The organism is Novosphingobium rosa NBRC 15208 (assembly GCF_001598555.1).
Classification (GTDB): Bacteria; Pseudomonadota; Alphaproteobacteria; order Sphingomonadales; family Sphingomonadaceae; genus Novosphingobium; species Novosphingobium rosa.
In genome coordinates, this window is the sequence record NZ_BCZE01000012.1 from 13,025 (window position 1) to 36,399 (window position 23,375).

A 23,375-nucleotide genomic window follows, 5' to 3' on the forward strand; every position below is an offset into this window, starting at 1 on the left:
CGGCATGGTGGGGAAGATCACCATGTCGGGCTTTTTGGGCCGGGCTTTCTTGCGCCGGCAACTGTTCCGGCGGCTCAGCCTGCCGTAAAGGCGGCGAAGCTTTCCGCCATACGTGCGCGATCCGGCGCCTGACCGGTGAACAGGCCAAAGGCGTCCGCTGCCTGGCCCACAGCCATGCCCTGACCCGTCAGCGTACGGCAACCCAGAGCGCGGGCTGCCGCCAGCAGCGGCGTTTCCAGTGGGAAATAGATGATCTCGGCCACCCAATGGTGAGGCTGAAGCGCGGCCGCATCGATCGGCGTGCCGGGGAACTTGGCCATGCCGATGGGCGTGGCGTTGAGAATGCCATCGACCTTGCCCGCCGCCTGCACGGTATTCTGCACAACGGAGACCCGATCCGCGCCATAGGTGGCGGCCAGTTGATAGCGCAGGGCCTCAACGCGCACCGCATCGGTGTCGTACAGGCTCAGATGCTGCACGCCGATGGTCGAGAGCAAGGCATGAGCGGTGGCCGATCCCGCGCCGCCGCAGCCCAGCTGAAGCACATGGCCCAGAGCCACGCCGGGCAGCCCATCGAGGAAACCCTGCGCAAAGCCCGAAACATCGGTGTTATGACCGATGCGCTTGCCATCCTGAAACACCACGGTGTTGACCGCGCCAATCGCGCGGGCGCCTTCTGACAGATCATCCAGCAGCGGCATCACCGCCTGCTTGAAAGGGAACGTGATGTTCAGCCCGGCAAAGCCCGAGGTCTGCACCGCATCGAGAAGTTGGGGCAGATCCTTGTCCTCCCAGCCGCGATGGGTGAAATCGAACAAAGTGTAGAGCAGGCGCAGCCCCTGCGCATCGCCCTCCTGCTCATGCATCCAGGGCGTGCGGCTCTCCAGAATGCCGCGTCCGACCAGACCGACCATAATGCGGAGATCGCGTTGCGAGGCAGAGGAAGACAGAACCATATCGGAGGCACACTTTCGAAAAAACCGCTCCGGGCACAAGCTCCCGGAGCGGCCGAGGGTGGACTTAAAACTTGGCGCGAATGCCCAGATTGACGACGCGCCCGATGGGATTGCCGTTCAGCGCGTCGTAACCCACCGCGCCATTGGTGGTGTAGGTGTTGACGAAAGGCGGCATCTTGTTGGCCAGATTGGTGACATCGACATAGAAGGTCGCATCGCGCAGGGCGGGCAGCTTGTCGAGCTTGTAGCTGACATGCAGGTCCACCGTGCCGAAAGCACTGATCTTGTCGCCGCCGCCGGTGGGCACGCCATTGGTGCGGGTGACGGGGTTCACCGCCGAGCTGCCCCAATAGGTGTAGCCGCCCAGATAGTTGTAGAACACATCAGCGCTGAACGGACCCTTGTCATAGCCGAGATTGAAGCGACCCTCGAACTTGACGGACGGGAAGGTGGTGTTGAACCCCGATGTGCCCAGCACGCTGAACTTGGTGCCATTGTCACCGAAATACTGGTCGAACTTCACCTTGCGGGTGAAGGAGGCGCCCAGGTTGAACTTGCCGAAGGAGGTGTCGAAGCGGTAGCTGCCCGAAACGTCCAGACCGGCCACATCCAGGTTCAGCACATTGGCCTGCTGGTAGTTGTAGATGTAATAGGCCGTCTGGCTGATCGCGCCGGTCTGGGGCAGGCCCGCGCCCGCCGTGGCGACCTGACCCGCCGTGGCGCCGGCAGGATAGATCTGCATCAGATAGGCCAGATCCGCCGAGCCCAGCGCCAGCGCGGGCTGGGGCGCGGTGATGCCGCCCTTCAGCTTGTTGCTCCAGTAGGTGACCGAGAGGCGCAGGCCGGGCACCTGCACCGGGGTCAGATCGACGCCGATGCTCCATGCCTCGCCCTTCTGGGCCTTCAGCTTGCCATTACCGCCGCTGACCTGCACGCCATAGACGCCGCCCAGATTGCAGGCCGTGGCCGAGCAGACCGCGCCCGGCAGATTGGCCGCCGTGGGGAAGCTGGCGAGGCTGACCACCGGAGCACCGCCCGGCAGCGCCGAGCCCAGCACGCCAGCAAAGCCCGATTCACCCGTCAGGCCCGCAGCGTTCGAGCCGATCGAGGTGAGGGCGGGGGCCACGAAGCTGCGCGCCCAGTTGGCGCGGAACTTGATGCCGCGTACCGGTTCGAAATTGGCGGCGATCTTGGGGTTGGTGGTGTTGCCGAAGTCATTGTAATGGTCGAAACGGCCCGAGATGTTGAGGTCGAGCGATTTGACGAAGCCATCCTTGATGATCGGCACGTAAAGTTCGGCATAGGCCGAGGCGACATTGCGCTTGTAATCGATCGAGAGATATTGCGAGTTCTGGCTGGCGACGCCCAGATTGTTGGGGCGCACGATGTCCTGATGCAGGCCATAGCCGGTCAGCTCGCCGCCCACGGCCAGCTTGACCGCCCCGGCGTGGGGGATGTCGAACAGCTCGCCGCTGACCTTCAGATAGGCGTTGCGCATGGTCTGATGCGCGGATTGCAGCTGGTTGTTGTCGATCAGCGCGGCCCGGGTGGCGGCAGAGGTGCCATTGCCCCAGAAGTCGATGGCGTTGGCGGTGGTCAGCGTCTGACTGACCGATTGCGTCACGCCATTGATCGAGGCCGAGGTGAAGCCATTGGCCGCCAGATTGAAGGCCGAGGTGTTGAGCTGGCCCTGATTGACCTGCTGCGAATTGTCCCGCCCATAGATACCGCCGACATTGATCGACCATGCCGAGGTCAGATCATAGGTGGCGTCGAGATGCATGTAGATGTCTTCGGCGCTGCCGGTGATGGTCGCGCCTGGGCCGAACATCTGATCGGCATCCCAGTTGGCCGTGTAGGAGGTCGGCGTGGTGCCGCCCAGATTGAAGGCCTGGAAATAGGGATTGATCGAGCGGCCCGCGAGCGGCGTCGAACCATTGCCATAGATGGTGGCCGAGGCGCTGCCGCGCGTGACATTCTGCACATTCTTGCGGTTGGCGTAGATGAAATCGGCCGAGAGATGCAGCTTGTCGCCCACATCCTGCATCACCTGCGCATAGACGTTATGGCGCTTTTCAGACGGCAGAATGTCCCAGGTGCTGGTGGGGTCGCAGTTGCTGGCGGTGTAGCTGCCATAGCTGTAATAGGTGGCGCCGCCGCTGGTCAGGCTGGGCGGAGCGCAGCGGCTGGTGACGAAATTGCTGCCGCCCAGACCCGTGAGGTTGCCACTGCGCGAGAAGCTGCGCGACGAAGCCGCCAGATTGGAGCGGTTGGAATAGTTGTAGGCCAGCAGGAAAGAGCCCGTGTCCCAGGTCTTGCCGCCCAGAACGCCCGCGTTGAAGGTCTTGTAATTGCTGGCGAAGCCCTTCTGGACGTTCACTTCCAGCCCGTTGAACTTCTTGCGGGTGATGAAGTTGATCACGCCTGCGACCGCGTCCGAACCATAGACCGAGGAAGCACCGTCAGCCAGCACCTCGACGCGTTCCAGCGCGATGGGGGCGATGATGTTGGGATCGGCCAGCACATGGTTGATGCCGCTGGTGGGAATGCGGTGGCCGTTCATCAGGATCAGCGTGGAGTTGGAGGCCGAAGCGCCCAGACCATGAATGGTCGGCGCATTGGTGCCCGAGCCGTCCGCCGAGCCGAAAGCCCCCTGGCCGGGGGCCTGCAGGCCCACAACGGCGGGCACGGATTTGAGCACCTGCTGCACCGTCTGCGCGCCGGAGCTTTCCAGCTCGGCCCGGCCCACGGTGGTGAGGTTGGAGCCGACCGGGGCCACGCCCTTCAGGCTGGAGCCGGTGACGATGATGTCCGCAGCGCCGGTGGTTTCGGATGCTTTTGCGGCTGTGTCGCTTTGTGCCTGTGCGGTGCTCGCCATGGCCACCCCTGCCGCCAGAATCGACATCTGGACGACGAAACGCGTCTTACCTTTCATGATTTCCCCCGTTGTGAATCCCAAGATTCTTATCATCATGGCTTGCTGCCATTTATGAACTAACCAGTTACATACAATATTGGGTGCGTCAAACCTTTTGTCGGATCGCTATGCAGATATTTGACGATATGGTTCGTTATGATACGCGGCCTTCTCCGCCCGCCCATGGCGGAGAAGGCGCTGATCGACGGGTGCGTGGATCAGTCGATGGTGACGCGCTCAACCGGGCCCAGCACGAAGAGATAGGCCAGCGTGCCGATCACCCCCAGCGCGCCGATATAGGCCAGCGCGAAATAGAAGCTGCCCGTCGCCCCCACCACGAAGCCCACCACCAACGGGGTGACGATCCCCGCCAGATTGGTGAAGAAGTTGAACAGGCCGCCGGTCAGCCCCATCATCTGGCGCGGCGCCACATCCGAAAGCAACGTCCAGCCGAGGCCGGCCAGTCCCTGTCCGAAAAAGGCGACGGACATCACCGCGATCACCGCATTGTTGCTCTGCAGGAAGTTGGCCGCGACCATGCTGGAGCACAGCAGCAGGCCGGTGATGATCGGCAGCTTGCGCCCGATGGTGGGCGATCCGGTGAAGCGGATCAGCCAATCCGACCACCAGCCGCCCAGCAGCACGCCCAGCGAGGCGCCGATATAGGGCAGCGAGACCAGCCAGCCGGACTTGATGAAGGTCATCCCGCGCTCATCCGCCAGATAGGAGGGGAACCAGGTAAGGAAGAACACCAGCGTTGAATTGGAGCAGAACTGCCCGATCGAGGCGCCCGCGATCTGCCGCTTCGAGATCAGCTGCCCCACGCGGGCCCAGCTGAAATCGAGGTTCTGCGTCTTGCCGGCAAAGCCACCGCCCGCCTCGATCAGCGCGAGTTCGGCGCTGTTGGCGCCGCTTTCGGCGGGCTCGCGGTAAAGGCGGTAGAAGATCACCGAGAAGACGATGCCCAGTGCACCCACTGCAAAGAACAGCGAGCGCCAGCCGTAATGCGCCAGCATCCAGCCCAGAACCGGGATCAGCAGGCCAAGCCCGACATATTCGCCCACGGTGTAGACGCCGGTGGCCTTGGCGCGCTCCTGCTGGGGAAACCAGGTGGAGAGCACGCGGCTGTTGGCGGGGAAGCAGGGCGCTTCGGCCAGACCCAGCGCGAGGCGGGCCGAAACCAGCCCGGCCACGCCGGTCATGAAACCATGCAGCGCGGTCATCGCCGACCACAGACCCAGCGAGAGCGTGTAGGTAAGACGGGTGCCCAGCTTGTCGATCACATAGCCGCCGGGGATCTGGGCGATGGCATAGGTCCATGAAAAGGCCGAGAAGATCAGCCCCATCACCTCGGGCGAGATATGCAGTTCGGCGACCAGCGCAGGCTTGGCGACGCCCATCACCGAACGGTCGAGATAGTTGATCAGCGTGGCCAGAGAGATCAGGGTCAGGATGATCAGGCGCTTGCGGCTCGGCTTCATGCTGCGCGTCCTCCATGGGGGAGGGCGGGGTCGTCATGATGCTCCGGCGCGCCGGACATAACTCGGTTCGATCCGGAGCGGATCACGCTTGCGCCGATCATGCGGCCTCTCTCCATAGTCTTCGAGGACGCCATAACGGGCGGCCTTCATCGTGAAGGCCTTTATGAACGAACTAGTCCATAAAACAAAGATAAATGTGGGCATCGCGCGTGATTCTTTTCTCAAATCCATGAAAGACAAGCATAGTCTTCCATCCTTGCGCTTCGTCTGGCTGGCGAAACCGGCTGTGTTCCACGCTTCTCGCGCGGCGTGATGAGGCCGGGGAAGGGGGAGGATTCGTGTCGGAAAAGCTTATCCGCGTGCGGGTTGCGGCGCTTCGTCCGCGGCGTAGTTCCGGGCGAGATAATCCACGATCACGTCATAATTCTCATCGCTGACCTGCGCGCCCTTGTTGATCATCTGATCGACCACATCGCCCCATTGCCGTCGGTTGAGGCGCTTGGCGGTGAACATGGCGGCAGGGTGGCACACAGTGCATGTGGCCTGTACCGCCTCGGCCCCGGCGCCCGGCGCCAGCTTGACGGGGGCCGGGGGCGGGGCCTCATTCCGGGCGTGGATCGCGCTGGCGCACAGCAGGCCAGCGGCGATCAGGATAGGCGGCATTCTGGTCATGGTCTTCCCGGTCTGCCGCCGTGCCCATCCCGTTGGGGCGGGGGTGACGAACCCTGGCCTACCGCTTGGCGACCCAGGCCAGCACGCATTCGATGATCTGCTCGCGCCGCTTGGCGCGGACGGCGGGCAGGGTCAGATCGATGTCGAAATTGTGCCGGAAGGTGAAGCGGTTTGAGACATTGTAGAAGCTCAGCGCGCTGATCGTCATATGCAGATCGACCGGATCGAGGCCCGAGCGGAACAGGCCTTGCTGCTCGCCCTTGTCCAGAATAGCGCGCAGCGATTCGATCACGGTCCGGTTGCGCGCCTTGATCGACACCATATTGGCGATGTGTTCGCCATTATGGACGTTCTCATTCATCACCAGCCGGACGAATTCCGGATGCTCGAAGTGATAGTCGAAGTTGTGGCCGATGATGGCGCGCAGGGCCTGATCGGGTGGCAGCTGTTCGAAATGGGCGGCCTGTTCCTGCGTGCGGATGCGATCATAGGCGCGCTCCAGAACGGCTTCGTAGAGCCCTTCCTTGCCGCCGAAATGGTAATAGATCATCCGCTTGGAGGTGGCGGTCTTTTCCGCGATCTCGTCGATGCGCGCGCCGGCCAGCCCTTTTTCGGCAAATTCGGCATAGGCGACTTCAAGGATGTTTTCACGCGTTTCCAGCGCGTTGATCTGTCGCTTGGAAAGAGTTTGCGTGTTCTCGGTCACCGCTCGCCTTACTCCTGCCCCTTATCATGCCACCATGGCGTTGAGGGCTTGCTGCATGCCTATCTTCCGCCATGGGCCTTGTCAGCAAGTTTCAACATCATGGCGCAATGGAGGCAGGTGATTCTCACCAGCTGGACTCTCATTCAGGGGTGAAACGGATGCAATTCACCGCATATGCAATCGATCCGGCCTCATAAACGTCACAACTCGTCGGAACATGGGTTTCCCCTCCTCATTAGCAACTCCACGTTGCCCTTCCCCCCACAAGAGGAGATTATTGTGAAACTGTTCAAGGCAATCCTGAGCCCCGTCGCGGTCATGGCTTTTGTGCCCGCCGCTCTCGCGCAAGGCGCCTCCGCGACAGCCCCTTCCGCCACGCCTCCCGCTGCAGCGGCGCCTTCGGCCGCTACGCCTCCTGCCGCCGCTGCGCCGGCTGCCGGCGGCGCCTTCACCGACGATGATGTCCAGAAGTACGCCACCGCGCTGGTCGCGGTGAACAAGGTGCAGACCGACACTACCGTGCCCGACGCCGACAAGCAGGCCAAGATGGCCGCTGCCGTGCAGTCGTCGGGCGTCGACATTCAGAAGTTCAACGCCATCACCCAGACGATGCAGACCGACAAGGCGCTGCAGCAGCGCATTCAGGTCGCTGCGGCCAACGTGCCCAAGTAAGGCGACCGGGCCGCTTCCACCCAAGGGAGTGGCCACTCCGAGATTTCGCGCGATTGCGCGGGAATACTGCCTTGAGCGCGCCCGAAGAGCCATTGGCCCTTCGGGCGCGTTTTCGCATGAGGCTTATGCCGGGGCCGTGTGCGGGCAGGCTTAAATTTTATTCACGCACTAGATAGTTCACTGAAAGGGCGCTATCGGGCGCGCATGATACAACGCCCTGGCCTTTTTACAGGCCTGCGGTTGCGCATGGGCCTGTTCCTGCCCCCGAAGACATTGTATGGTTCCGAAGGCATGTTCAGGCCCGTCGCTTGCGTTGTTACTCTAATGAGGACAGCACCATCATGACCGAGCGCCCCCCCAGCCTCAGCACCACCATCCATCCGCTTTTGCGCGTCGCCCTGATCCTGCTGGGCGGCCTGTTCACTCTGGCCGGTCTCTATCTGGCAGTGGGAGGGGGCATGCTGATCGCGCGGGGCGGCAGCTGGTATTACCTGCTGGCGGGCCTCGCCATGATGGCCTCGGGCATCCAGATCGCTCGCATCCGCTTTGTCGGCGTGGCGATCTTCGCTGTCACCGCCTTGGCGACTGTTCTGTGGGCCCTGTGGGAATCCGGTCTCAATTTCTGGGCGCTGGAAGTTCGGCTTTTCACCTTCACCATGGCGGGCATGGTGCTGGCGCTCTTCGTGCCTGCGCTGCGCAGAGCGGGGGGCAAGCTGCCTTGCCGTCGCTTGGCCTTTGGCGTGGCCGGGCTGTTGCTGCTGGTGAATGGCGGCATCGCCTATGGCATGTTGGTGCCCCATGGCATCGACGGTCAGGCCGTTCCGGCGGAGGGGCAGTCCACGGCTCCCGGCGATAAGGACTGGACCAACTATGGCGGCAATGCCGAGGCCCAGCGCTTCGGCGCCCAGACCCAGATCGACGCGGGCAATGTGAAAAACCTCACCGTCGCCTGGACCTTCCACACCGGCGACACCCCTGTCAGCCCCGGCGGCGGCGGCGCCGAGGATCAGCAGACCCCGCTGCAGATCGGCAATGCGCTTTATCTCTGCACGCCGCATAACACGGTGATTTCGGTGGATGCGGCGACAGGCAAGGAAAACTGGCGCCATGCTTTCCCCACGGACACCAAGACCTGGGTCCGCTGCCGCGGCCTTGCCTATTTCGACAGCGCCAAGCCGCTGATCCAGCCTTCCGCGCCGCTCAGTTCGCCGGTCACGCCTGTGGCGCTGCCTGCCAACGCGCCCTGTCGCCGCCGGATTTTCATGAACACCATCGATGCGGTGCTGGTGGCGCTGGACGCCGACAATGGCCAGCTTTGCGCCGATTTCGGTGACCATGGCACAGTGGATCTGAAAGCCGGTCTGGGCGACGCGAAAAGCCCGCTCTATCAGCTGACCTCGCCGCCCACGCTGGCAGGCACGACCGTGGTCGTGGGCGGGCGCGTGGCGGATAACGTTGCGCTCGATATGCCCGGCGGTGTGATGCGCGGCTTCGATGTCATCACCGGCAAGATGAAATGGGCCTTCGATCCGGGCAATCCGACCGATCATGCCGCGCCCGCCACGGGCAAGACCTATGTCCGCTCGACCCCCAATGTCTGGGCGCCGATGACCTATGATGCACTCACCAACAGCGTGATCATGCCGGTGGGCAGCGCCGCCATCGACCTGTGGGGCGTGCCGCGCACCAGGGAAGATGAGACCTATGGCGCCTCGATCCTGGCCGTGGATGCCACCACAGGGCGCGAACGCTGGCACTATCAGACCGTCCATCACGATCTGTGGGACTATGACGTGCCGATGCAGCCCACCCTGTTCGATTTCACCAAGCCGGACGGCGGCAAGGTGCCTGCTCTGGTGATCGGCACCAAGATGGGCCAGCTTTTCGTGCTGGACCGCCTGACCGGCAAGCCGCTGACGCAGGTCACCAATATTCCCGTCAAGCCCGGCCCGATCCCCGGCGAGCATTATCCCACCACCCAGCCGCTCTCGACCGGCATGCCGCAGATCGGCGCGCCCGTGCTGCGTGAGAGCAATATGTGGGGCATGACGCCCTTCGACCAGCTCGCCTGCCGCATCACTTTCCGGGGCATGCGCTATGATGGGCTGTTCACCTCGCCGGGCACGGATTATTCGCTGAGTTTCCCCGGCTCGCTGGGGGGCATGAACTGGGGCGGTCTGTCGTTCGATCCCACGCGTTCGCTGCTGTTTGTCAATGATATGCGGCTGGGGCTGTGGGTGCATATGATGCCTCAGGCCAAGAAGGCCAAGGAATCCAACGGCAATGAAAGCGTCAATGCCGGCATGGGCGCCGTGCCGCTGATGGGTACGCCCTATTCGGTGCTGAAGAACCGCTTCTTCTCGCCGCTGGGCATTCCCTGTCAGGAGCCGCCCTATGGCTCGCTGACCGCTGTCGACATGAAGACGCAGAAGATCGCCTGGCAGGTGCCGCTGGGCACGGTTGAGGACACGCGCCTTTTCGGCATCCGCATGAGCGTGCCGATGCCCGTGGGCATGCCTACCATTGGCGGGTCGCTGGCGACGCAGGGCGGTCTGGTGTTCTTCGCCGCCACGCAGGATTATTATCTGCGCGCCTTCGATCAGCGCAGCGGCAAGGTGGTGTGGAAAGCGCGCCTGCCGGTGGGCAGTCAGGGCACGCCGATCAGCTACATCGCGCCGCAGAACGGCAAGCAATATGTGGTGATCTCGGCAGGCGGGGCGCGTGACTCCACGGATCGCGGCGATACGGTGATCGCCTACGCCCTGCCGACCAAAAGCTGAGGCCGGGATCAGCCGGGCGCTTGCGTGGCGTTGAAGGACGCCACCAGATCACGCGCCCGGCTGAGTTCCACCTTATCCGGCTCGCCAGAGAGGGAGGCCAAAACGGCTTCCAACTGGCGGGCTGCTTCCTCGGGGCGGCCTTGACTGGCGTATTGCGAGGCCAGCACGATGGCGGTTCGCAGCATCCATGCTTCGGCGCCTTGTTCCTGACTGAGGGCCAAGGCCTGTTCCAGAAAGGGAATCGCCGCCTGGCCTGAAGCCTCGGCGATCTGGCCTTTCATGCCGAGCAGTTCGGGCAGGGCAAAACCCTCGCCGATGCTGGTGCAGCGCGTGATGGTGGCGTCGATCAGCGCTTCGGCTTCCCGCCAGCGCTTGTCCAGCAGCAGGCCGCGCGCCTGAACAATCGAGAAATTGGTGGTCAGCAATTCGTAGCGCGCCGCGCGGAGCTGGGCGAGGCTTTGCTCCACTGCGTCGATGGCGCTCCCGCCTTTGTGCCGGCGGATGGACAGATCGGCGCGAAACCCCTCGGCAGCGATGATATAAGGCCCAAGCGCATGGGTCTGGGCGCATTCGGCAAAACTGGCCAAAGCTTCTTCCGCCGCATCCAGATCATCGCGCCAGAGATGCAGCGCGAACTGCCAGATCAGCGCAATGCACAAGGTCACCGGCTGATCGAGCCTTGTCGCCAGATCGACCGCATGCTGGCTCATGGCGATGGCGCGTTCCGCATGACCCGACAGCCACAGGCTGCGCGCCAGAGCGATGGTCGAGCGGTTGCGATGATCGAAGCCGTAATAGAGCATGCGGTTGCGGCTCAGCACGGGGCATACGGCCAGTGAAAGCTGTAAATCCTTGCGCGCCTGCCGCTGATCGCCCGCGAGATAATGCGAGATGCCCGACAGCGAGCGGGCCACGCCGATCGCCTCGGCCTCCTCCATGGTGTCGGCGATGGCGACGGCGCGGCTGGCATGCTCCATGGTGATGGCGCAATCGCCGATCCGCTCGTGATAGATATGCAGGCGGCCAAGCATGCGCAGCTGGCCCCAAGGATCATCCAGCGCGGTTGCCACCTCAAGCGCGCGAGACAGGGCTTGCCCCGCGGCGCGCGTGCTGCCCCGGCTGAACATCAGCGCCAGACCCAAAGCGCCCTGCAGCTCCATTTCGAGCGCGGTGCCGCGCTGGGGCTCCTCGATCTCGTCCAGAGCGCGGGCGCACCAACCCTGACATTCCGCATAATGCGAAAGGTTGAGGAAGATCACCGTGCTGGCGGCGGCCAGACGCACGCCGGTCCGGCGGCTGCCTTCGGAGCCGAAACTCCAGTCCAGAGCGCTGCGGATGTTGCCCAATTGCTGACGCAGCGGACGCGGGTCTTGCAGCACATCCTCATCCTGAGCGGCGATGGCCTCCAGCTCGGCGAGAAAATAGGCAGCGTGGCGGCGCGCGGTGGCGTTGAAGGCTTCATCGCCGCGCAGCTGCAGCTTTTGCCGGGCGTAAGCGCGGGTCATTTCCAGCAGGCGATAGCTGCCGGCGCCACGCGCGCGATCTGGCGCGATCAGCGATTTGGCCACCAGTTCATCCAGCGCGGCCACAACCGTGTCGCTGCCCAGAGCAGCATCGGCCACCACCTCCAGCGCGGCATCGACCGAAAAGGGGCCGACAAAGACGCAGAGCCGTTCCAGCACGATCCGCTCGGCCTGGGTGAGCAGATCGTAGCTCCAGTCGAGCATGGCCTGAAGCGTCTGCTGGCGCGGCAGAGCGGTGCGGCGACCGGCCCAGCCAAGGCTGAAGCGTTCCTCCAGCTGCCGTGCGGCGGCGTGCAGCCCATGGGTGGCGATGCGCCCGGCGGCCAGTTCGAGCGCCAGCGCCATCCCGTCCAGACGGCGGCAGATCCCGGCCATCAGGCGGGCGCCGTCATCGTCGATGACCAGCGTGCTGTCCGCGGCGCAGGCACGCTCGCGCAGCAATTGCACCGCCGGGGAGGACAGGATCTCTTCGGTGCTCAGGGCGGGATCATCCGCGGGGCAGACCAAGGCATCGAGGCGGTGGATATGCTCGCCGCGCACCCGCAATGGCTCGCGTGAGGTGGCGAGGATGCGAAGGTGCGGCGCGGCCTCGATCAGGCGTTCGACCAGCAGGGCGATCTGCTCGATCAGATGTTCGCAATTGTCGAGCAGCAGCAGGAACGGGTGGCCCCGCAGATGGCCCAGAATGGCCGCCAGCGGGTCGGTGCCCTGCACGGCCAGCCCCATGCCGCCCGCCAGCATGCCGGGCACCAGATCGGGGTTCTCCAGCATGCTGAAATCGATGAAGGCGGTCTGCTGCTGGAAGTCCTCGGCCAGCAGATGCCCCATCTCGACCGCCAGCGACGTCTTGCCCACGCCGCCCGGCCCAACGATGGTGAAGAGCGGCGTCTGGGCAAGGCGCTGCCGCAACAGATCGATATCCCGTTCGCGCCCGATCAGCAGGGGCAGGCGTTGGGGCAGGTTCAACGGTGATGTTGCGGGCTCCACCGGCGCCGTGGCGGCAGCAACCGGCGACGGCGCCGGCCCATGCGTCTCCACCTTGGCCACGAAGGCATAGCCCACGCCCACCTGCGTGGCGATATAGCGCGCGCCATCCCTGCCATCGCCCAGCAGCTTGCGCAGCCCGGCCATATGAAAGCGCAGGCTGCCATCCTCGACCACCACATCGCTCCACACGCGCTTGAGCAGATCGCGCTTGGACAGCACCCGCCCGGGCTGTTCGGTCAGCACGACCAGCAGGTCGAGCGAGCGCCCGCCGATCTCGACGGGCACGCCATCCATCGTCAGCAACCGCTCACCGGGGAAGAGCGCGAAGGGGCCGAAGGAGATGCCTTCGCGGGCCGGAGTTTCGGTATCGGCCATGATTATGCGTCGTTCCCCTGCGGTTGTTAACGCGGGGGTCTAGCATGATCTTTCGCTGTTCTGCCAGATGCATGCCTTAGCCGAAGGTGAAGACATAGGCGTGGATGCCGGGCTTCTCGAAGCTGATCGAGACGGTGTGATCGGCAATGGCTCCGTTCTGGCGAACCAATTGATACAGGCGGTCTTGGCGTACTTCGCCCCAGCCATTGGCGTCGATATCGGCGCCATGGTCGGCACCGGGAGCCTTGCCATCGATGGTGACGCGGAAGCGCACGGGACGGCCATCCGCCGCGCCACCCAGCACCAGATGAGCATCGCGCGCATGGAAGCGGTAGCGCAGCAAGGCGGCGGGGCTGGCGGGCGTGATGTATTCCGAGCCGATGGTCCAGCTTCCGGTCAGATCCCAGGTGCCGCGCCGCTCCAGACCGGCGGCTGGTTCGTAAGGCTTGACCCGGTTGCGCGCCGGGCCGCCCGGAGAGCGGAAGCCCTCGGCCTTGTCATAGCCCAGATAGGCCTCGGGCGAGCCCAGTTGCGCCCAGTCCGCCTCGGCCTCGATGCCCTTGCCGGTGATGGGCGGTGTGGGCACGCCGGACACATCCTGCCCCGCCTCGGTCAGCAGCTTGCGGATCAGGGCCTCGCTCTGGGCATAGTTGCCCTCGCCGATGTGGTAGCCCTGCATATGGCCCCTGGCATCGATGACATAGAGGCTGGGCCAGCCCTCATTGGCGAATTGCTGCCAGGTGGCGTAGCTGTTGTCCTGCAGGTTCGGGTAGGTCACGCCCAGTTGCCGGAAGGCGAGGCGGGCCTTGGCCGCGTCATGCTCGAACTGGAATTCGGGGGCGTGGACGCCCACCACCACCAGGCCCTTGTCCTTGTAGCGTTCGTTCCACGCCTTCAGATAGGGCAGGGCGCGCAGCGAGTTGATGCAGGAGTAAGTCCAGAAATTGACCACCACCACCTTGCCGCGCAGGCTGCGCGCGCCGCCCGGCACAGCGGTGAGCCATGGCCCGGCATCGCTGAGCACATCGATGGGGCGGGCGGTGGCGCCGATGGGCACGGGGCTGGCGTAAGCGGGTGTCAAAGCTTCGACGCAGCAGGCCGCGGTGATCAGGCCACCGGTGATGAGGGCGCTGGCGATAAAGCCTAGGGAGCGGGGCTGGGCCATGATGTGTCTCCGAAACAGGCAAGCGATTGATCCGCCTGCCTTGCCTGCATCCTGTGGGCCCTTTCGCCGCGATCCGCCCGTTAGGTGGCGCCCGGCGGTGTTAGCGTGCGAAAGGGCCGCCTTGCTCAGCTAACACCAACTCACTCCACCTAACGGGCGTCTTTCGGAGGCTTGTCTATGCTGGCCGTCATCCAATCGAGGAGACGAACAGTGGGGAATGAGTTGAACCTTTCACGCCGCCAATTCGCCGTCGGCGCCAGTCTGGCCAGCGCTTTGAGCGCCCTGCCGGGCCTTGCCGACGCCGCGACCGGCAGCACGGCGATCCGCCCTTTCAAGGTGGCGATCCCTCAGGCCGAGATCACCGCGATGAAGCGGCGCATCGCCGAAACCCGCTGGGCCGATCCGGAGCCTGCCGCCGATGACAGCCAAGGCGTGCGCCGCGAGATCCTGCAACCGCTGATGGCCTATTGGGCGGGCGCTTATGACTGGCGCAAGGTGGAGGCGCAATTGAACGCCCTGCCGATGTTCATGACGCAGATCGACGGGCTGGACATCCATTTCATCCATGTCCGCTCGCGCCACGAAAAGGCCATGCCGCTGATCCTGACCCATGGCTGGCCAGGTTCTGTGCTGGAGTTCATGAAGGTGATCGGCCCGCTGACAGACCCTGTCGCTCATGGCGGCAAGGCCGAGGATGCCTTCCATGTCGTGATCCCCTCCATCCCCGGTTTCGGCTTTTCGGAGAAGCCCAAGGTTGTGGGCTGGGGATCGGACCATATCGGGCGGGCATGGTCCACGCTGATGTTGCGGCTGGGTTATGACCGGTTCGTCAGCCAGGGCGGCGATTGCGGCTCGGTGATTTCGCAGCGCATGGCTCTGCAGCATGTGCCGGGGCTGCTGGGCATTCACCTCAACATGCCCGCCGTGGTGCCTGCCGAGATCGCCCATATCCTTGCCGCTGGCGATGCGGCTCCGGCTGATCTTTCGCCCAGGGAACGCGGGGCTTTCGATCAGCTCGCCGCCTTCTATCGTGACAATTCCGCCTATGCCGCGATGATGAACACGCGGCCCCAGACCATCGGCTATGCGCTGGTGGACTCGCCCGTCGGCATGGCGGCGTGGATGTATGAGAAGATCGCGCAATGGACCTATAGCAACGGCCAACCGGAAAAGGTGCTGGGCCGCGATGCGATCCTCGATGATATCTCGCTCTACTGGCTAACCAAAACCGGCGCCTCCGCCGCGCGGATCTATTGGGAAGACCATACCAACAATTTCAACGCGCGCGGCATCATCGACCTGCCCGTCGCGGTCAGCGTCTTCCCCGGCGAGATCTTCCGCGCCCCCAAGAGCTGGGCCGAGCGCTGCTACAAGAACCTCACCTACTTCAACGAAGCCACCGACGGCGGCCATTTCGCCGCCTGGGAGCAACCCGCGCTTTTCGCTCAGGAAGTGCGCAACGCTTTCCGCCCCCTGCGTTGAACCCCATTTTCAGGAGAAAAACCATGTCCGATACCAAGACGCTTTACACCGCCAATGTGCATGTCACCGGCGCCCGCGAGGGCCATGCCAGGAGCGACGATGGCCGCCTGGACATCAGGCTGTCCACCCCCGGCGGCCCCGGCGCGGGCACCAACCCGGAGCAGCTTTTCGCCGCGGGCTGGTCGGCCTGCTTCGAGGGCGCGATGGGGCTGGCCGCCAAGGCCAAGGGCGTGACCCTGCCCGAAACCCTCGCCATCGATGCGAAGGTCGAGTTGCGCCATGGCGATGACGGCTTCTCGCTGGCCGCCCGCCTGACGGTTCATGTGCCCGGCCTTGCCGAGGAACTGGCCCGCCAGATCATCGAGGCCGCCCACCGCACCTGCCCCTATTCCAGGGCGATCAAGGGCAACATCGACGCCATCGTCACGCTGGCCTGAAAGGATTTCCGATGAAGAAGTTGATGATGCGCGGCGGGCTGATGCTCGCCGCCGGGATGATGGCCTCGGTTGCGCAGGCTCAGGCCGTGAAGCCCACCGTGGTTCTGGTGCATGGCGCCTTCGCCGATAGCGCGAGCTGGAACGGCGTGATCGCCGTGCTGGAGCATGATGGCTACCGCGTGATCGCCGCCCCCGACAACCTGCGCGGCGTGCGCGCCGATGCCGATGTCGTGGCCGATGTGGTGAAAAGCGTTTCCGGCCCGGTGGTGCTGGTCGGCCATTCCTACGGCGGATCGGTCATCAGCGAGGCCGCCGAGGGCGCTGGCAATGTGAAAGCGTTGGTCTATGTCTCCGCCTTCGCCCCCGAGGCGGGCGAGACCGCCATCGGCCTCACCGGCAAGTTCCCGGGCAGCACGCTGGCGCCCACGCTGGCGCCTCCGGTGAAACTGAGCAGCGGCGGCAACGACCTTTATATCCAGCAGGACCTCTTCCCCGCCCAATTCGCCGCCGATGTGCCGCTGGCCTCCGCCCGCCTGATGGCAGCAGGCCAGCGCCCCATTGCCGAAGCTGCCTTGGGCGAGCCCGAAACCGCCCCGGCCTGGAAGCACACGCCTTCGTGGTTCATCTACGGCGACGCCGATCGCAACATCCCGCCCGCCGCCATGGCTTTCATGGCCGAGCGCGCCCACTCCCGCCAGACAGTGGTGGTGAAGGGCGCATCGCATGTGGTGATGGTCTCCCACGCCATGGAGGTCGCCGGGCTGATCGAGAAGGCGGCCAGGGCGGACTGACCAAGACAGCATGTGCGGTGCCGGCGATCCCCCGGCGCCCACGCTCATGCCCGGTAGCGCATATGCGTTGCCGGGCTTGAGTTTGTTTGGAGGTTGGGAAGGGAGAGGACGTAGAAAATGCGAGAGGCTTTGTTGGTCGCATTCCTCAAGAGGAATGCTCGGGGCCTTCGCGCTCCCATAACGTCTTCCGACAAGGGGGGCAGTGGTGCCCGATTGTGGTGCGCAACCTCTCCACCTGCTGAAGGCAAGGCGCCCCATGCAAAGAAGCGACTAGGCCGCCGGTCTTAAAACTGAGCGCAAGGCCGAACCCGATGCGCAACGCCGACAAAACCCGGGAGCGCGAGGGTGTAACACCCTCGCATTGTCTCTTTTCTTCCAAAACAGAAAAACCCGGCAACGCCAAAGCGCTGCCGGGTCCAAACACCTAACGCCCAAACAGATCACGGCGCCCAGGCGGTGAAAACCAGATCCTCGCTCTTTTCCAGCTTGTTGTGGCAGGTAAAGCAGGACTGCATCAGCTTCACGTCCTGATTGGCCACACCTTTCTCGAACTGGCCATAACCCCAGCCTCCGCTGGCGGCGAAGCGCCTGGAGTCCTTCACGCTGACCTGAACATTGGTCGGCTGGCCCGCGACGAAGGACTGGGGCGCGGGGAACACCGCATCATTGCGCGGCGAGGACTGATAGCGCCACGCCAGACGCACGATCACCGCCCCATCGGGGAAGGGCCGCTTGCCGCTGCGATAGGCCTTCACGGCGATATCATTGCCCAGAATGGCGCGGATATCGTTGTTCTTGCCATTCTCCTGAGCCACGCTGATCAGCGTCCAGTGGCGGTAATCCCTGGGCAGGGTCACGCCGTAAACGGGGGAGGCCTCCACCCGCTCGCGCCCTGTGGCGGAGACGGTGGAGGCCCCGAGGATCAGCACGGATAGCGCCAGAAGGCCCTTGCGCATCATGCGGCCCTCCCGCTGATGTCCAACACGGCTTGAGCGAAGGCTTGCGGCGCTTCTTGCGGCAAATTGTGGCCGATGCCGCCGGTGATGGTGCGGTGTTCGTAGGCGGCGGCGAATTTGGCGCGATAGGCCTCGGGCGCGGGGTGCGGAGCGCCGTTGCGGTCGCCTTCCATGGTGATGGCGGGGATCGTCACCGGCGGGGCGGCGGCGAGTTTGGCCTCCATGGCGTCATACTGGCTCTCGCCTTGCGCCAGGCCCAGGCGCCAGCGGTAGTTGTGGATCACGATGGCAACATGGTCCGGGTTGGTGAAGGATGCCGCCGAACGATCATAGGTGGCATCGTCGAAGGCCCATGCGGGCGAGGCCTGATGCCAGATCTGCCTGTTGAAGGCCTTGGTGTTGGCGGCGTAGCCCAGTTGGCCGCGCTCGGTGGCGAAGTAGAACTGATACCACCATTGCAGCTCGGCGGCGGGGGGCAGCGGTTTGGCGTTGGCGGCCTGACTGCCGATCAGATAGCCGCTGACCGAAACCAGCGCGCGGCAGCGTTCGGGCCAGAGGACGGCCATGATGTCGGCGGTGCGCGCGCCCCAGTCGAAGCCCGCGACCACGGCTTTGGCGATGCCCAAAGCGTCCATCAGCGCGATGCCGTCGGCGGCCAGAGCGGCCTGCTGGGCATTGCGCATCGTGGCTCCCGAGCGGAACAGCGTGGAGCCATGGCCGCGCAGATGGGGCACGATCACGCGGTGGCCCTTGGCGGCCAGCAGGGGGGCGACCTCGGCAAAGGCGTGGATGTCATAGGGCCAGCCATGGAACAGCAGAACCGGCGCGCCCGAGGCGGGGCCATACTCCAGATAGCCGATGTTCAGCACGCCGGCGTCGATCTGCTTGATGGCGGGGACGGCAGCGGCGGCGCGGGCGGGGATGGCTCCAGCTGCCAGTGTGGTGGTTGCGGCGGCGGCGATCCCGGCAAAGCGCAGAAAATCGCGGCGGGGCAGGTCGGCGATCCCAAGAGGCTTGTTCGACATGGTGGTCTCCCTTCGGTGGGTGTTGGGTATGCCCCCTTGATAGCGCGTTCTTCGGGCGGCGGGTGTTAGGCCCTGTGATGCGGTGTGAGGCGCTGCGCTGAAAGCAGCGCCTCACACCATGCGTTACAGGGTTCAACCCATCACGGCCTTGGGTTCGAGGAAGGCCTCCAGCCCGAAGGTGCCACCCTCGCGCCCGATGCCCGATTGCTTGAAGCCGCCAAAGGGCGCGCTCATTTCCATGGGCGCGGCGTTGATGATCACGCGGCCGGCGACAAGCTGGTCGGCCACGGCGCGGGCGCGGGTTTCATCTCGTCCGGCGACATAGGCGTGCAGGCCGTAGTCGGTGTCATTGGCGAGAGCGATCGCCTGTTCCTCGCTGTCATAAGGGATGATCGCGAGGACGGGGCCGAAGATTTCCTCGCGCGCGATGGTCATATCGTTGCGCACATCGGTGAAGATCGTGGGCTTGACGAACCAGCCATCCGCCGCGCCTTCGGGCCGCCCCTCGCCGCCGGAGAGCAGGCGGGCGCCTTCCTCCAGTCCCTTGGCGATATAGGACTGCACGCGCTCCCACTGGCGGGCGCTGACCATGGGGCCGATCACCGTGGTCGGATCGCGCGGATCGCCCGAGGGGAAGCTGGTGATGGCGTCGCGGATGCCCGCCTCGAACGCGGCCAGACGGCTGGTGGGCACCAGAATGCGCGATCCCGCGATGCAGGCCTGACCGCTGTTGAGGAACCCGGCATTCAGCGCAAAGGGAATGGCCTGAGCAAAATCGGCATCCTCCAGCACCACCATCGGCGATTTGCCGCCCAGCTCCAGCGTCACCCGCTTGAAGCTCTCGGCCCCGGCACGCAGGATCGCGCGGCCCGTGGCGGTGGAGCCAGTGAAGGAGAGCTTCGCCACATCGCGATGTGCGGCGATCTCCGCGCCGACGACATCACCGCGCCCGGTCACGATGTTGAACACGCCAGCCGGGACGCCTGCCTCATGCAAGGCCTCGGTGACGATCTGCGTCTGGATGGCGCTCATCTCGCTGGGCTTGATCACGCAGGTCGAGCCCGAGGCGATCACCATCGCCAGCTTGCCCGCGATAAAACCGGCATTGGCGTTCCACGGCGTGATGATTCCCACCACGCCCAGCGGCTCCATGGTGACGCGGGCCGTGCCGATCTCGCGTTTGAAATCATAGGTTTCCAGCATTTGCGCGGCCATCCGGAACGCGCCCAAGGCGTAATCCGCCATCCACGCCGAGCGGGACATGGGGGCGCCATATTCCTCGATCACCGCCTCGATCAGATCGGCGCGGCGGACCTCCAGCGCATCGGCCAGACGGTGAAGCAGGGCGATGCGCTCCGCCTTGGTGCTGCGCGAGAAGCTGGCGAATGCGCGTTTGGCCGCCGCGATGGCATTGCGGGCGTCCACCTCATCGGCAAGGCGCACCTGACCGATCACCTGAGCGGTGGCGGGGTTGTGGAGGTCGAACAGTTCCGCGCCATGCGGGGTGACGAAGGCGCCATCGATATAGATTTGGTCGATCAGGGTCATGAGAGGTCTCCTGTTGAGGTGACCTTGATTTAGGCCTCTGGCATTGCATCGATAAGCCGGATAGATTTGCACAAGATGATGCAGGATTTGGGATAATGGCCACCAAGACCGGTTTGACCGAATATGAGGCCGTCAGCGCCGTCGCCAGGCTGGGCAGCTTTCGCGCGGCGGCGACGGAACTGGGTATGTCCACCTCGGCGCTCAGCCATGCGGTGGCGGCGCTGGAGGCGCGGCTTGGCGTGCGGCTGTTCAACCGCACCACGCGCAGCGTCTCGCCCACCGATGCCGGAGAGCAGTTTATCGCCCGCATCACCCCCGCTCTGGCGGCGATCGGCGGTGCGATCGAAGGCATCAACAGCCATCGCGACACGCCTGCCGGAACGCTGAAAATCAACACCTCGGCTGGCGCGGCGCGGATGATCCTGACGCCGATCATTCTGGAATACCTCCGCCGCTATCCCGATATGCAGGTCACGCTCGTGACCGAAGGGCGGCTGGTCGATATCGTCGGGCAGGGGTTCGATGCGGGGGTCCGCATTGCCGAGGCGGTGCCTCAGGATATGATCGCCGTGCCCATCGGGGGCGATATCCGCATGCTGGTGGTGGCCACGCCCGATTATCTGGCAACCAGAGGTACCCCTCAGGTGCCCGAAGACCTGCTGCGGCACGAATGCATCCGCGCCCGCATGGCCAGCGGCGGCATCTGGCGCTGGGAGTTTGAAAAGCGCGGCGAGAAGGTGGAGGTCGATGTCAAAGGCGCGCTGACGCTCGATGAGATGACGCTGATGCAGGAGGCGGTGCTGGCGGGGGTGGGCCTCGCCTATCTCAGCGAATGGTCGGTGCGCGAGCCTATCGCCGCCGGGCGGCTGGTGCCGGTGCTGGAGGACTGGTGCCCGCCCTATCCCGGCCTGTGTCTCTATTATCCGGGGCGGCGGCATGTGCCCGCCGGGCTGCGGGCGCTGATCGATCTGATCCGGGGCTGGAACCACGCCCAGCGGGGGTGACGTGCATCACCCCCGCCAGACAAGTCTTACTTTTGCGGCGCGGCAGGCTGAGCCGGGGCCTGAGGAGGCGTCTGGGCTGCTTCCTGAGCCTTGCGCATGGCGTCGATCTCGGCGGCGGTCTTGAAATCGACCAGCTCGACCTGGAAGACGAGGTCCGAATTGGCCGGAATAGGCCCGGAGGCCTCGGCGCCATAGCCCATGGCGGCGGGGATGCAGAAACGGGCGATGCTGCCCTTGGTCATCATCTGCAGTCCCTTGGAAAAGCCGGGGACCACGCCATTGACGGGGAAGGGCGAATGCATGTTCTGATCGAAGACTGCCCCGGTCGCGGCCAGATAGCCGACGTAATTGACCAGCACGTAATCGGCTTCAGCAGGCTTGGCGCCTTGCGCCGGGCGCAGGATGGAATAGCCCAGACCTTCAGCCGTTTTGGCCTCGCACAGGCGCTGGGCTGCGGGCAGCACAGGGTTGAGCGGCAGGGGAATGATGGCGGTGCTCGGTTTCACCGCTGCGGCAGCGGCAGGCGCGGCGGCTGCGGCCTTGCGCAGCGGAGCGGCGGCGCTGGCGGGAAACTGGGCCATCAGCAGAGGCAGGGCCAGAAGCGGGATGGCGGGCGACAGGGCGCGGAAAGACAGGTTCATGGCCAAATCTATAGGCAGGATGGCGGCGCCGAGGCAAGCGGGCCCCGCGTGTACTTTGGCAACATGCAGGCCTTTGTCCCCACCTTGCCGGAGCGGGGCGCTGCCGATAGTGTTGCGGCATGAGGGGAAAGCTCTTTCATAGCCGGGGCGGCGCGATGGCGTTGGCGGCGCTCTGCGGGTTCTGGGCGCAGAGCGCTTGCGCGGCCCATTGGGTGATGACCGGCAGGATGGGTCAGGGCGATCAGGCGCGCGTGGCCGGGATCGACCGCGATTCCGTGATCGCTGCTCAAGGTGGCATCCTTCACGCCACCATGCTTTCGATTGAGGTCATGCCGCCGGGTTCCCGCAAGGTGCTTGCCGAGCTTGAGCTGGATTGTCCTCGCCTTCGCTTGCGCGCGGCCAGCATGACGATCTGGCGGGAGAGCGGTGCACGCGCGAGGATCCTTTCCGGGCAAGGCGATGATTGGCAAGCGCCCAAAACCTCCGATGACAGGGCGCTGATGGTTGCGGCCTGCACGCGCGATTTTTCCGGCCTGACCGATGCTGGCGACCAAAGCCCCGATGCCTATGCCGCAGCCTTGCTGGGTACGCCGCCGGACTTCGGTTCATGACCGCAAAGGCGGCCATGGTGCGCGGCATCGTCCGTACGGCGGATATTGGCGCCACCTTCGTCTTCGCCGCAGAGGGCGCCTTGGCAGGCGTGGCGGCGGGGCTCGATCCCGTTGGGCTGCTGGTGGTTGCCTTTCTCACCGGGCTGGGCGGCGGGCTCTTGAGGGATTTGCTGATCGCTCAAGGGCGTCCCGCTGCGGTGGCCGACTGGCACTACAGCCTTGTGGTGATCGCGGCGGCCATGGCGGCATGGTCGTTCCATGGCTCGCTCGGCAAGGGGGCCTTGCCGCTGGTGGTGGCGCTCGATGCGGCGGGCCTGTCGCTGGCGGCGGTGGCGGGCACGCAAAAGGCGCTGGAGTATAAGGTCCATCCCATCCCGACGATCTTTCTTGGCACGCTGAGCGGCGTGGGCGGCGGGGCGATGCGCGATCTGGTGCTCAATGAGGTGCCGCGCGTGCTGCGCACCGATATTTATGCCGTGGCGGCGATGGTCGGTGCTCTGATCGTGGTGTGCGGGCGGTTAACCAGACTTGATCCGCGTCTGGTGGCCGTGGCGGGCGGTTGCGCCTGTTTCGCGTTGCGCATGGCCGCCGTGCATTTCGGCTGGAATCTGCCGACGGCCTTGGCGCATTAATTCATCCGCGCCAG

The 23,375-nt window shown here is 64.7% G+C and carries 19 protein-coding genes; 8 read left to right on the plus strand and 11 right to left on the minus strand.

Annotated features, from left to right (window positions below; all coding sequences use genetic code 11):
- Positions 1-74: 74 nt before the first annotated feature.
- The 5 genes from SR3_RS05605 to SR3_RS05625 all read right to left on the minus strand — a co-directional run bounded on the left by SR3_RS05605 (position 75) and on the right by SR3_RS05625 (position 6,732).
- The gene (locus SR3_RS05605) at positions 75-914 is read right to left on the minus strand and encodes a shikimate dehydrogenase (protein WP_245653786.1); all 840 of its coding nucleotides are present in this window, start codon (positions 912-914) and stop codon (positions 75-77) included.
- A 106-nt stretch (positions 915-1,020) separates the two neighbouring features.
- Positions 1,021-3,891 carry a TonB-dependent receptor domain-containing protein gene (locus tag SR3_RS05610; protein ID WP_169805566.1) on the minus strand — a complete coding sequence of 957 codons (2,871 nt, stop codon included), beginning with the start codon at positions 3,889-3,891 and terminating at the stop codon, positions 1,021-1,023.
- Positions 3,892-4,091: 200 nt separating this feature from the next.
- Positions 4,092-5,354, minus strand: a complete 1,263-nt coding sequence (locus tag SR3_RS05615) for an MFS transporter (protein ID WP_068081998.1) — start codon at positions 5,352-5,354, stop codon at positions 4,092-4,094.
- 351 nt (positions 5,355-5,705) lie between these two features.
- Positions 5,706-6,026 carry a hypothetical protein gene (locus SR3_RS05620; RefSeq protein WP_157098648.1) on the minus strand — a complete coding sequence of 107 codons (321 nt, stop codon included), beginning with the start codon at positions 6,024-6,026 and terminating at the stop codon, positions 5,706-5,708.
- Positions 6,027-6,084: 58 nt separating this feature from the next.
- Positions 6,085-6,732, minus strand: a complete 648-nt coding sequence (locus SR3_RS05625; protein WP_245653787.1) for a TetR/AcrR family transcriptional regulator — start codon at positions 6,730-6,732, stop codon at positions 6,085-6,087.
- 279 nt (positions 6,733-7,011) lie between these two features.
- On the opposite strand from SR3_RS05625, the gene SR3_RS05630 reads away from it, so the two are divergent.
- Positions 7,012-7,404, plus strand: a complete 393-nt coding sequence (locus tag SR3_RS05630) for a DUF4168 domain-containing protein (protein WP_068082004.1) — start codon at positions 7,012-7,014, stop codon at positions 7,402-7,404.
- A 341-nt stretch (positions 7,405-7,745) separates the two neighbouring features.
- Positions 7,746-10,184: a membrane-bound PQQ-dependent dehydrogenase, glucose/quinate/shikimate family gene (locus SR3_RS05635; RefSeq protein WP_068082006.1), complete on the plus strand. Its 2,439-nt coding sequence runs from the start codon at positions 7,746-7,748 to the stop codon at positions 10,182-10,184.
- An 8-nt stretch (positions 10,185-10,192) separates the two neighbouring features.
- Here the strand turns inward: SR3_RS05635 and SR3_RS05640 are convergent, their stop codons facing one another.
- Both SR3_RS05640 and SR3_RS05645 read right to left on the minus strand, forming a co-directional pair.
- Positions 10,193-13,069, minus strand: a complete 2,877-nt coding sequence (locus tag SR3_RS05640; protein ID WP_084455000.1) for an ATP-binding protein — start codon at positions 13,067-13,069, stop codon at positions 10,193-10,195.
- A gap of 76 nt (positions 13,070-13,145) precedes the next feature.
- A complete protein-coding gene (locus SR3_RS05645; RefSeq protein ID WP_068082007.1) occupies positions 13,146-14,234 on the minus strand; it encodes a redoxin domain-containing protein in 1,089 nt (362 codons plus the stop codon).
- Positions 14,235-14,456: 222 nt separating this feature from the next.
- Here SR3_RS05645 and SR3_RS05650 point away from each other — a divergent pair, with 222 nt between their 5' ends.
- From SR3_RS05650 to SR3_RS05660, 3 genes are read left to right on the plus strand one after another with little or no spacing between them, the layout of a single operon-like run.
- Positions 14,457-15,716 carry an epoxide hydrolase family protein gene (locus SR3_RS05650; RefSeq protein WP_245653788.1) on the plus strand — a complete coding sequence of 420 codons (1,260 nt, stop codon included), beginning with the start codon at positions 14,457-14,459 and terminating at the stop codon, positions 15,714-15,716.
- Between the two features lie 23 nt (positions 15,717-15,739).
- Positions 15,740-16,153, plus strand: coding sequence for an organic hydroperoxide resistance protein (locus SR3_RS05655; protein ID WP_068082013.1), 414 nt, complete (start codon positions 15,740-15,742; stop codon positions 16,151-16,153).
- Between the two features lie 11 nt (positions 16,154-16,164).
- Positions 16,165-16,944, plus strand: a complete 780-nt coding sequence (locus SR3_RS05660; RefSeq protein ID WP_068082016.1) for an alpha/beta fold hydrolase — start codon at positions 16,165-16,167, stop codon at positions 16,942-16,944.
- A gap of 440 nt (positions 16,945-17,384) precedes the next feature.
- Here the strand turns inward: SR3_RS05660 and SR3_RS05665 are convergent, their stop codons facing one another.
- From SR3_RS05665 to SR3_RS05675, 3 genes are all read right to left on the minus strand, one after another.
- Positions 17,385-17,903, minus strand: a complete 519-nt coding sequence (locus SR3_RS05665) for a cytochrome P460 family protein (RefSeq protein WP_068082019.1) — start codon at positions 17,901-17,903, stop codon at positions 17,385-17,387.
- Positions 17,900-18,925: an alpha/beta fold hydrolase gene (locus SR3_RS05670; RefSeq protein ID WP_068082021.1), complete on the minus strand. Its 1,026-nt coding sequence runs from the start codon at positions 18,923-18,925 to the stop codon at positions 17,900-17,902. The genes SR3_RS05665 and SR3_RS05670 overlap by 4 nt, the downstream gene beginning before the upstream one ends.
- 132 nt (positions 18,926-19,057) lie before the next feature.
- Positions 19,058-20,473: an aldehyde dehydrogenase family protein gene (locus tag SR3_RS05675; RefSeq protein WP_068082024.1), complete on the minus strand. Its 1,416-nt coding sequence runs from the start codon at positions 20,471-20,473 to the stop codon at positions 19,058-19,060.
- Positions 20,474-20,568: 95 nt separating this feature from the next.
- Between SR3_RS05675 and SR3_RS05680 the strand changes: the two genes are divergently transcribed.
- Entirely contained in the window at positions 20,569-21,477 is a 909-nt protein-coding gene (locus SR3_RS05680) for a LysR family transcriptional regulator (protein WP_068082029.1), read from the plus strand.
- A 26-nt stretch (positions 21,478-21,503) separates the two neighbouring features.
- Here the strand turns inward: SR3_RS05680 and SR3_RS05685 are convergent, their stop codons facing one another.
- Positions 21,504-22,118, minus strand: a complete 615-nt coding sequence (locus tag SR3_RS05685; protein ID WP_068082030.1) for an FKBP-type peptidyl-prolyl cis-trans isomerase — start codon at positions 22,116-22,118, stop codon at positions 21,504-21,506.
- A gap of 251 nt (positions 22,119-22,369) precedes the next feature.
- Between SR3_RS05685 and SR3_RS05690 the strand changes: the two genes are divergently transcribed.
- Both SR3_RS05690 and SR3_RS05695 read left to right on the plus strand, forming a co-directional pair.
- The gene (locus tag SR3_RS05690; protein WP_157098649.1) at positions 22,370-22,729 is read left to right on the plus strand and encodes a hypothetical protein; all 360 of its coding nucleotides are present in this window, start codon (positions 22,370-22,372) and stop codon (positions 22,727-22,729) included.
- A complete protein-coding gene (locus tag SR3_RS05695) occupies positions 22,726-23,361 on the plus strand; it encodes a trimeric intracellular cation channel family protein (RefSeq protein WP_218018759.1) in 636 nt (211 codons plus the stop codon). Before SR3_RS05690 ends, SR3_RS05695 begins: the two co-directional genes overlap by 4 nt.
- Positions 23,362-23,375: the final 14 nt, after the last annotated feature.